This is a genomic window from Candidatus Contendobacter odensis Run_B_J11, assembly GCF_000531125.1.
In the GTDB taxonomy this organism is placed as follows: Bacteria; Pseudomonadota; Gammaproteobacteria; order Competibacterales; family Competibacteraceae; genus Contendibacter; species Contendibacter odensensis.
Genome location: NZ_CBTK010000095.1, coordinates 1 through 9,514, shown reverse-complemented (window position 1 = coordinate 9,514; position 9,514 = coordinate 1). Strand labels below are relative to the sequence as shown.

The following is a 9,514-nucleotide window of genomic DNA, read 5'->3' as shown; positions in this document are numbered from 1 at the left end:
CGCCACCGCGCCTAACACCGCCAGCGCGACCTGTGGCAGAAAAATGGCTCCGTATTGGGCATCAGTGAAACCGTGCATCTGTTTCAGTACCGCGCTGCTGGCCGGGAAACTGACCAGCGTCAAACCTTGCAAAAAGGCGATGAGATACACCGCGAGCAGCGCTAATACGTTGATCGAAAAGTGCTTGAACATAGCGATGCTCCTACTCGTGGCCGCCGGTGATCAACCGGGTGCCACGCTTGAAAGTGAGATAGGCCCAGAACCATTCAATCGCCACCGACAGCCGCTTGCGGGTATCCACCAGAAACAGCAGATGGGCAACGCCCCACAGCCACCAGGCCAGTGCGCCACTCAACCGGATCGGGCCAAAATCCACTACGGCGGACTGGCGACCAATGGTGGCGAGATTGCCCATGTGGCGATAACGAAACGGCGGCAGTTCGGGTTGCCCTTCCAGCCGCGCCTTGATGACGTGAGCGACATAAGCGCCCTGCTGCTTGGCTGCCGGGGCCAAACCCGGCGTCGGCTGGCCGTTCCAGGCCGCGCTCAGCGCGGTATCGCCCACTGCGAATACATTCGGCAGACCCGCCGCGCTCAAATCTGCCCCGACTTTGAGCCGGCCCGCCGAGTCCGCTTCGCCCTTGATCCACTGCGCGGCCGACGAAGCCATCACTCCCGCCGCCCAGAATACGGTGCGCGATCCAATGCGCTGACCGGACACCCGCACGCCATCATCGTCAATCTGCTCGACCCGACTTTTGGTCAGCACTTCCACGCCCAGCGCTTGCAGCGATTGCGCCGCCACCGCCGACAGCGTTTCCGGGAACGTCGGCAACAGCCGGGGCGCGGACTGCACCAGCAGCACCCGTGCCTGCGTCGGGTCAATGTCGCGGAATTCGCCAGCCAAGCCATGCTGGGACAGTTCAGCAATCGCGCCGGCCAGTTCCACCCCGGTCGGGCCGCCGCCGACGATGACGAAGGTCAGCAGCTTTTGCCGTTCTTCGGGATCGGCGCAATTTTCGGCCTGCTCAAACGCCAGCAGCAACCGCCGCCGAATCGCAGTAGCGTCCTCAATCTGCTTCAGGCCCGGCGCGTAGGGTTCCCAGTCGTCGCGCCCGAAATAGCTGTGGCGAGCGCCAGTCGCCAGCACCAGATAGTCGTAACTAATCCGGCTGCCGTCATTCAGAATCACTTGGCGCACAGCGGTATCTACATCCATCACTTCACCCAGCACCACCCGGATATTGTGCTGATCGCGGAACATCGCCCGGATTGGCGTGGCGATGTCGGCGGGTGACAGGCTGGCGGTAGCAACCTGATACAGCAGCGGTTGAAACAGGTGATAGTTGCGTTTATCAATCACCGTGATCCGGCAAGCCGCCTGCCGCAGACCGTGCGCCGCCTTCAATCCGCCGAAGCCCGCGCCAACGATCACCACATGCGGCGCATCGGTCAACGCGGCGTCGGACCAGCTTTGCAGCGGTGGAAACCAGCGGGCCAGTTGCCATTTCAGGGCGGCGTCGGCGGCGATCAGCCCCGGTCCGTGCAGCGCGATCAGCCCCAGCAGCAGGCATTGATAGAACCGATCAATCGTTTGAATGTTATCCGCGCCCATGATCAGATACCAGCCGAACAGCGCCGCTTGGTAAAGATGTTGATCCAGAGCTTGGTATTCGAATTGAGTGACCAGAGTCAGGATCAGCAATGGAATGGCCGCCAACCGGGTTGCCAGTCCAAACGCCAGCAACACCGGCCCGATCACTTCAATGGCGATGCCCAGCGTTGCCGCCGTGGCTGGATCGAGCCAGGTCACCGGATATTCATAAGTAGCAAGCCGCAGCGCGGTGTCCCAGTCAGCCAGCTTGAGGATGCCCGACACCCAGAACAATTGCGCCAGCCACAGCCGGATTGCCAGATCAAGGAAGGGGTAAAACGTGGTTTCGGCAACGCGCAGCGCGTCGTCCATCTGACCGAGGAACGCGGCGATGATATTGGCCCGCCGATGACGGGCGGCGGCGACGGCAGCGGTCAGCATGGCTCAGACCTCCGCTGCGCTGGGCGCAATTTCCGTCTGCGCGGTCATCTGCTGGCCCCAATAGGTCGGGATGTCCTGCCGATAGCGGCGCATGACCAGATTGGCCAGCAGGCCGGTCCAGCCGGTCTGATGCGCTGCGCCCAAACCTTGGCCGGTGTCGCCGTGGAAGTATTCGTAGAATTGCAGCCGATCGCGCCAGTGCGGATCGTGCTGGAACGGGCTATCGGCGGGAAACGCGGGCATCAATCCATCCTGATCACGGCGGTAAAGACCCACCAGCCGCTCGGCGATCAGCGTGGCGATTTCCTTCAGATTCAGTTCCCGATTGCCCAGACTGGGCACGGTGACGGTGAAGCTGTCGCCGAGGAAGCGATGAAACTTCTCCAGCGCCTGCACCAAGGTGTAGTTGGTCGGCAGCCAGATTGGGCCACGCCAGTTGGAATTGCCGCCGAACAGCCCGGAATTGGATTCGCCGGGCACATATTCGATCAACGCCTCGCCGACGCCGGGCAGCGTTCCCAAATTCTTCTGAGTGGCGTGGAGGCGGCTGACGCTGCGGATGCCGTGCGGCGACAGGAACTCATCGTCGCGCAGCAGCCGTTTCAGGATGCGCGGTAGCATCCGATCGGTGACCAGCGACAACAAATGCTCGCCCCGGTCGTTTTCCCAGTTGGGGCAGTTGCAGATAATGCTGCCGTCGAACACGCCGTGACGATGTTGCCGCAATAGTTCACGGAAGCGGGGGACTTTAGCCAGCATCCGCCGATCCACCACTTCACAGGCGAACAGCGGGATCAGCCCAACCCAGGAATACACGTCAATGCGGCGACTTTGACCGTCCGGCCCGGTCACCAGGTCTTTGAAAAAGCCTGCTTCCGGGTCCCACAGTGGAATTTCGTTACCGCCCTGACCGCCGATGGCATAAGCAATGGCGAGGAATTGCTGATAAATCTGAATCGCTATCGCTTCGTAATCGGGGTCTTCGGTCGCCAGTTCCAGCGCGATCACCGTCATGTTCAGGGCGAACATCGCCATCCAGCCGGTCGCGTCAGCCTGCTTAAGCGCGTAACCGGGCGGCAGCGGATGCGAACGGTCGAATACCGAAATGTTGTCCAGACCGAGAAAGCCGCCCTCGAACACATTGTTGCCGTCGCTGTCCTTGCGATTGATCCACCAAGCGTAATTCAGCAGCAGTTTGTGGAACACCCGCTGGAGAAAGTTGAGATCGCCCCGGCCACGCTGTACCCGCTCGGCCCGGAACGCTTTAAGCGCACCCATCGCATGAACCGGCGGATTGACATCGCCAAACGCCCATTCATAGGCGGGAATCTGGCCGTTGGGATGCAGGTAGTTTTCCTTCAACACCAGTTCGATTTGCTCCTTGGCGAAATCCACGTCCACCAGCGATAGCGCGGCGCAGTGATAGGCCAAGTCCCAGGCCGCGAACCACGGATATTCCCATTTGTCCGGCATTGAAATGATGTCGGTCGCCTTGAGATGCCGCCAGGTGCGATTGCGGCCCTGCTTGCGCTGTTCGGGGGGCGGGAAATGATCACCGTCCAGCCAGCGGGCCACGTCGTAATGAAAGAATTGCTTGCTCCAGATCATGCCAGCCAATGCCTGCCGCAGAATGCGCTGATCGTCGTCAGCGGCTTCCGGCAGCAAATCACGGTAGAACTGATCGGCTTCGCTCTGCCGTGCGGCAAAAACAGCGGCGCTATCAGCAAACGGCTGAGCCAGCGGCGCGGCGCTCAACACCAGATCAATTTGCGTCTGCTGACCAGCCGCCACCGTCAGAATATGCCACGTGGCATATTTGGTTCCTTGCTGCGCCGGATTGATTGCTTCCTGCTCGCCGTTGACAACGCGGCGATGGAAGCTGTCTTTGACGTAGGGCGTGGCGTTCGCCAGCCCCCACAACCGTTGCGCATTGTGTTCGTTGTCGGTGAACAGCGACTCGGCGGCTTGCCGACCGTACAGGTGATACGCGCCCAAAGTCGGATGTTCGGCGCGCACCGCCCAGGCCGCTCCGTCCGGCGCAGCGATGGCGCGCAAGGTCGGTTTAGCCGGTGGCGGGCGGATCGTTGCAACCGGATCGCCGCGCAGTTCCGCCAACGCCTGCTTTTTCTCCTCATCGCCCCAAGCCCAGGTGTTGCGAAACCACAGTTGCGGCAGCAGGTGCAAAGTCGCCGTTTCGGGACCGCGATTGGCGGCGGTGATGCAGATGTGGATTTGGTCGGGGCCAGCCTTGGCGTAGCTCACTTCCACATCCCAGTAGCGGTTGTCGTGGAAAACCCCGGTGTCCAGCAGGTTAAACTGCGGTTCTTGCCGACCGCGCCGACGATTTTCCTCCAGCAGCGCACCGTAGGGATATTCAGCCTGCGGATATTTGTACAGATAGCGCAAATAGCTGTGACTGGGGGTGGCGTCAAGATAGAAGTAGTATTCCTTCACATCCTCGCCGTGGTTGCCCTGATTGCCGGTCAGCCCAAACGCCCGCTCCTTGAGAATCGAATCGCGGCCATTCCACAGCGCCAGCGCGAAGCACAATCGTTGCTGTTCATCACAAATCCCGCCCAGGCCGTCCTCATTCCAGCGATAAACCCGCGACCGGGATTGGTCATGATCAAGATGCTCCCAAGCTTCGCCGTGGGCGCTGTAATCTTCCCGCACCGTGCCCCAGGCCCGTTCCGCCAGATACGGCCCCCACAAACGCCAGCTTTCCTGACCTTCGTGCTGCCGTTCCAGGCGCAGACGTTCGGGGTTGTCGATGGGAATCGTGGCCTTCATTGGGGCTTCTCCAGAATAAGGGTTGCGATTGCTGAGAGGTCGTTCTGACCGACGAGCCATTACGCCATCTCTGGGGAAAATTTCTTGCCAGAGAATGAAATAGCTCCATCGATCAACTGTTCGTCACTCGAATTGGCAACACTTATGCCATTAGAAAAATTTCAAATAACCAATTGATAATTAACAACATAAATCTTGATTGTTGAGCTTTGGCTGAGGACGGGGGCTGCGAAATATCGTAGGAACCGCTAAATGCAGCGGCTTTGGCTTGAAGGTGGGATCTGAGAATTCAGGTGGGTTTTGGCAATGTCTTGTTGAATCGTGGCATCCATCGGCGGATAGGGCGTGCTCCCAGCCCTTTCAAGGTGCTCAGTTGATGGTTGACGTACCGTCTGATGCCCTGCTTACCACCTATCAGTTTAAGCTAAGCTTCTGCGCTGGGAGAACCGAGACGCGAGGTGACTGAGGATGGGAACGGTGCGGCGGTTAGCGGAGGAAGTGGGACGGGGGCTAAACACCGCGTTGCCGAAACTGCGCAAGACGGTGGTGAACAAGGTGGCCTTGGTGGTCGGAGCGATGGTCGAGGTGCGCACGCCGAACACGGCGGATTTGGCCAATATCCTGCCGCTGGAGACCGCGCGGCAGGACATGCGCGAGCCATGGTTACGGCGGTTGCTCAACAATCCCTTGCTGGTTAGCCCAATGCTGCTGGAGCCGTGGGCGCGCCAAGCGCTCGCCGAGGCCAGCCGGTACGGGCAGACGGTGGCGCTGAGTCTGGATCAAACCGATCTGGGGGATCGGTTCGCGGTGTTGATGCTCGGCCTGGTGGTAGGGGATCGGGCGTTACCGCTGACGTAGGCGGTGGAAGCCGGCCCGGCCAATCTCGGGTTTGACTGGCAAAACATCCTATTGGAGCGGGTGCGGAACGGGCTACCGGGAGGGGCCGACGTCCTGTTGTTGGCGGATCGGTTCTATCCCTCGGTGGAATTGTTCGAGTGGTTGCACGCCCAGGGTTGGCATTACCGGCTGCGGTTGAAGGGTAATCTGAATGTCGATCCGGGCTTTTAGGAGGGGATATAACTATAGGCGAGAACAAGTTTTATATAGCGGGGCTACACAGAATTGGCTGGTGTGAATTACCGCTATCGGCTTTAGACGGAGGGCGCAATGACGGACTACGATTCGCCGTGGAAGAACGTGCTGGAACGAGCGCGGGGGTCAAGCGTTGGAATAATTGACAACGGGCTAGAGTGTTGTTATTCTATCCAACATGAAAGCACAACCGCTGTTTAACCGCCGCATCCAGATCGATGAAACCGCTTTTGTTGAACTGGTGACATGGACGTTGCCCCACGCCGTTCCGGGCAGCGTTCACCGCTACAAATACCGGATGGCGCTGGTGGTTCGGGGCGTGTGTGTGCTTCGCTATGACAATGAATCCGGCAAGGGCGATCATCGGCATTGGGGAGAACAGGAAACGCCCTATGCCTTTACTGATATTGACCGGCTGGTGGCTGATTTTCTGAATGACGTAACGAGGTGGCGCAATGAACACAGTGACCTTTGAGGTTCGCTCCTTGGCGGATACCTTAGCGGATTTCGCAGCGGCGTTGAAAACCGGACAGGCCAGTGCCCCACGCATCAGTTTTGAGACCCCGGAACAGCTTTGGAAGACGCTGACCGCAAAACGCTGGCAACTCATCAAGGTGCTGGCAGGAGCAGGTCCAGTAACGATCCGCGAGGCGGCACGGCGAGTGAGCCGTGACGTGAAAGCCGTCCATGCGGACGTGACGGCGCTGTTGAATGCGGGCGTTTTAGACAAAACCGAAGATGGCAAAATCGTGTTTCCTTATGACGCGGTGCATGTGGATTTCATGTTGAAGGCCGCATAGCACGATGTTATGGCAATGGTTCGGACAGTTTTTGGTTTCGGCCTCGTGGACGGAAAATACCTCAGTGTATGGAACCTCTTGAAAAATCAGAGCTTCAAGCACCCCTCATAGGTCAAGCAAAATCAACGAGTTATTTTCTCCCACTCCGGTCAACCTCTCACTTCGATTGAATTCAGCCTACGAAGGCTAACCCGTTGATGGTGATCACCAAAACTGTCCGAAGTATTGTTATGGATAACTTTTTGGAGCGGATGATGCCCGGTACCGGGAGAAATTGACGCTGGCCCGGAGTCTGTATCGGCGGGGTTATCCCCGGCAGGAGATTCTGGAATTGTTCCGATTTATTGACTGGGTGTTGGCCTTGCCGGAATTTTTGGAAGACCAATGGACTGGGCGTGCGAGCGCTTGCAGCAGGCAGAGCAGGCACCGTTGGAAACCTGGGCATTGCGGGTGTTGAGCGCGGCCAGTTTGGAGGATGTGTTCGCGGCAGGTAGCGGACATTGAGCATTTACGCCGTACCATGTCGGAGGTAACTTTCATGTATCTCACTGCGCCGCAACTGGCTGATTTGATGCCGGACGCCCGCCAACTGCTCAGCGACGAACCGGAAATGGAAAGCACCCAACACTATCAACAACTGGCTTTGCTGGTCAGTAGCCTGGAATGGCGCTGGCGGGAGCGCGACGATTTCTTCATCGGCGCTAACCTCACGGTGTATTACAACCACGAACAATTGCGCCGCCGCGCATTCCGGGGGCCGGATTTCTTTTTGGTGCGTGGTGTAACACATGACCCGCGCAATTCCTGGGTGGTGTGGGAAGAAAGTGGACGCTACCCCGATCTCATCATTGAACTGCTGTCGGATTCTACTGCTGGCGTCGACCGCAGCGAGAAAAAGACGTTGTATCAAGATGTGTTTCGCACCCCGGAATACTTCTGGTTTTCACCCATGACCGGCGAATTCGCCGGGTTCCGTTTGACCGGACAGCGCTACCAAGCGATTCCCGCCGACGCGCAGGGTCGATGCTGGAGCGAAGTGCTGAATCTGTACCTGGGCGCGGCGGAGGGTTGGCTGCGCTATTTCGAGCCAGACGGCGCCATGGCGCTTAGTCCAATGGAAGCAGCGCTGCAGGAAATGCAGCGCGCCGAACAGGCCCAACAGCAGGCTGAACAGGCCCAACAACAGGCCGAGCAGGAACATCAGCGCGCTGAGCGGCTGGCGCAACGGTTGCGGGATTTGGGCGTCGAACAGGATGATTCGATATCCTGATTTCTGAATCTTTAGCGGATAACGATATGAACACTGAGCTACTGAAAGAGACAATCAAGCGGGAACTGCCCGGTTTGTTGCGGGACGATCCGGCCCTGCGCGCCTATATTCTGGATCTGACCCGGCAGGAATACGCCGGGCGGGAGGAGACCCAGGACCGGTTTTACGAGATGCTGGCTGAGTTGCGCCGGGATCGGGAGGAGCGCGCCCGCGAGTGGCGAGAATACCAAGACGAGCAACATCTTAAATGGGAGGAGCAGAACCGCAAGTGGGACGAGCAGAACCAACAGTTGAAGCTGCTGAATACGGAGCAGAATCGCAAGTGGGAAGAGCAGAACCGTAAGTGGGATGGTTTAACGCAAGAGCGGAGCCGCAAGTGGGAGGAGCAGGATCGCCAGTGGAAGGAATCAGGCCAGCGCTTTGACCGAATGCATGAAGAGATCATGGCCCAGGCGAAGAAGCAGGATCGCGCCATCGGCGCTTTGGGGGCGCGCTGGGGATTGCAATCTGAGGCGGCGTTTCGCAATGCCCTGGCCGGAATTCTGGAGCAGAACTTTGGGGTTCAAGTGCTGAATGTCAATGAGTATGACGATCAGGGCGAGGTGTTCGGGCGACCGGATCAGGTGGAACTGGACGTGATCATCAAAAATGGCCTGCTGCTGATTTGTGAACTCAAATCTTCGACAGATAAGGCGGGAATGTACATTTTCGAGCGCAAGGCACGGTTTTACGAGAAGCGCCATCAACGCCAGGCGAATCGGCGGATCGTGATTTCGCCGATGATCGATCCCAAGGCGAAACGGGTAGCCGAGCAGTTGGGGATCGAGATTTACAGCGATTCCACCGATGTGGAAATGATCTGATTTCCCTCATAGCCCAATAATGACTGTAGCTGCCAGAACGCTCGAACCACCCCAGCGCTGATGCGCTACCTCTCCTTCTTATCCTAGAAACCCTTCAGATCAACCCTTAGAGACTGTCGCAAAACTCGCCATTGATTTTGAACAAAAATTTAGCGCGGAACCCGCTTCTAGCCAGTTTTAACCCGACTCCACCATTAAGCAGATCAATAACTTGGTTTTTAGACAGCCTCTTAGCCGAACAGCGAACGAAAGCGCAGCAGTTCAAAGAAGCGGACAGCCTTTATCAACAGTTGTTGGCGCAAGCCGCCGAGTGGCACCGCGCCAAGCGGCTGGATGATGCGGAGGCCGTGTACCGTCAAGTGTTTGAGGCGCAACCGGAGTACATTGACGCTTTGCATTTATTGGGCGTGATTTATTCCCAACGTGGCGATCATCAGACTGCCGAACGATTGATTCGCCAAGCATTGCGGGAAAACCCATCAGCGGACACCTACCACAATAATCTGGGCAAAGCGCTGCAAGGTTTGGGACGACTGGAGGAAGCGGCGGACAGTTATCAACAGACACTGGAGTTAAATCCCGATCATGTACTGGCTTGCAATAATTCCTTCTGTAAATTTTCCCGTGATAGTAAATTAGCATATACTGATAAGAGAAACTTTTT

10 protein-coding genes are annotated in these 9,514 nt (G+C 57.9%); 7 read left to right on the top strand and 3 right to left on the bottom strand.

The features are described from left to right. The 3 genes from BN874_RS07635 to BN874_RS07625 all read right to left on the bottom strand — a co-directional run. A partial coding sequence (locus BN874_RS07635) for a hypothetical protein (protein WP_034431885.1) occupies positions 1–192 on the bottom strand: 192 nt, incomplete at its 3' end. 10 nt (positions 193–202) lie between these two features. Next, a complete protein-coding gene (locus tag BN874_RS07630) occupies positions 203–2,035 on the bottom strand; it encodes an FAD-dependent oxidoreductase (RefSeq protein WP_051497562.1) in 1,833 nt (610 codons plus the stop codon). Positions 2,036–2,038: 3 nt separating this feature from the next. Next, positions 2,039–4,825: an MGH1-like glycoside hydrolase domain-containing protein gene (locus BN874_RS07625; protein WP_034431884.1), complete on the bottom strand. Its 2,787-nt coding sequence runs from the start codon at positions 4,823–4,825 to the stop codon at positions 2,039–2,041. 468 nt (positions 4,826–5,293) lie between these two features. Here BN874_RS07625 and BN874_RS07620 point away from each other — a divergent pair, with 468 nt between their 5' ends. The 7 genes from BN874_RS07620 to BN874_RS07595 form a co-directional block, all read left to right on the top strand. After that, a complete protein-coding gene (locus BN874_RS07620) occupies positions 5,294–5,683 on the top strand; it encodes a hypothetical protein (RefSeq protein ID WP_051497561.1) in 390 nt (129 codons plus the stop codon). Positions 5,684–5,686: 3 nt separating this feature from the next. After that, complete coding sequence (locus BN874_RS26165) at positions 5,687–5,893, top strand: transposase (RefSeq protein ID WP_051497560.1); 207 nt, start codon at positions 5,687–5,689, stop codon at positions 5,891–5,893. A gap of 202 nt (positions 5,894–6,095) precedes the next feature. Next, positions 6,096–6,392, top strand: a complete 297-nt coding sequence (locus BN874_RS07615) for a toxin-antitoxin system TumE family protein (protein ID WP_034431882.1) — start codon at positions 6,096–6,098, stop codon at positions 6,390–6,392. Then, positions 6,373–6,717, top strand: a complete 345-nt coding sequence (locus BN874_RS07610; RefSeq protein WP_034431881.1) for an HVO_A0114 family putative DNA-binding protein — start codon at positions 6,373–6,375, stop codon at positions 6,715–6,717. The genes BN874_RS07615 and BN874_RS07610 overlap by 20 nt, the downstream gene beginning before the upstream one ends. 538 nt (positions 6,718–7,255) lie before the next feature. Beyond that, positions 7,256–7,987: a Uma2 family endonuclease gene (locus tag BN874_RS07605; protein WP_034431880.1), complete on the top strand. Its 732-nt coding sequence runs from the start codon at positions 7,256–7,258 to the stop codon at positions 7,985–7,987. A gap of 26 nt (positions 7,988–8,013) precedes the next feature. Further along, positions 8,014–8,850, top strand: a complete 837-nt coding sequence (locus BN874_RS07600) for a PD-(D/E)XK nuclease family protein (RefSeq protein ID WP_034431879.1) — start codon at positions 8,014–8,016, stop codon at positions 8,848–8,850. A 131-nt stretch (positions 8,851–8,981) separates the two neighbouring features. After that, the coding region (locus tag BN874_RS07595; protein ID WP_195912132.1) for a tetratricopeptide repeat protein at positions 8,982–9,514 on the top strand (533 nt) is incomplete at its 3' end.

Bases quoted from the DNA above. Each gene is read 5' to 3' on its own strand.
- BN874_RS07630 (WP_051497562.1), bottom strand. From the start codon at position 2,035: ATGCTGACCGCTGCCGTCGCCGCCGCCCGTCATCGGCGGGCCAATATC.
- BN874_RS07620 (WP_051497561.1), top strand. From the start codon at position 5,294: ATGGGAACGGTGCGGCGGTTAGCGGAGGAAGTGGGACGGGGGCTAAAC.
- BN874_RS07600 (WP_034431879.1), top strand. From the start codon at position 8,014: ATGAACACTGAGCTACTGAAAGAGACAATCAAGCGGGAACTGCCCGGT.
- BN874_RS07625 (WP_034431884.1), bottom strand. From the start codon at position 4,825: ATGAAGGCCACGATTCCCATCGACAACCCCGAACGTCTGCGCCTGGAA.
- BN874_RS07615 (WP_034431882.1), top strand. From the start codon at position 6,096: ATGAAAGCACAACCGCTGTTTAACCGCCGCATCCAGATCGATGAAACC.
- BN874_RS07610 (WP_034431881.1), top strand. From the start codon at position 6,373: ATGAACACAGTGACCTTTGAGGTTCGCTCCTTGGCGGATACCTTAGCG.
- BN874_RS07605 (WP_034431880.1), top strand. From the start codon at position 7,256: ATGTATCTCACTGCGCCGCAACTGGCTGATTTGATGCCGGACGCCCGC.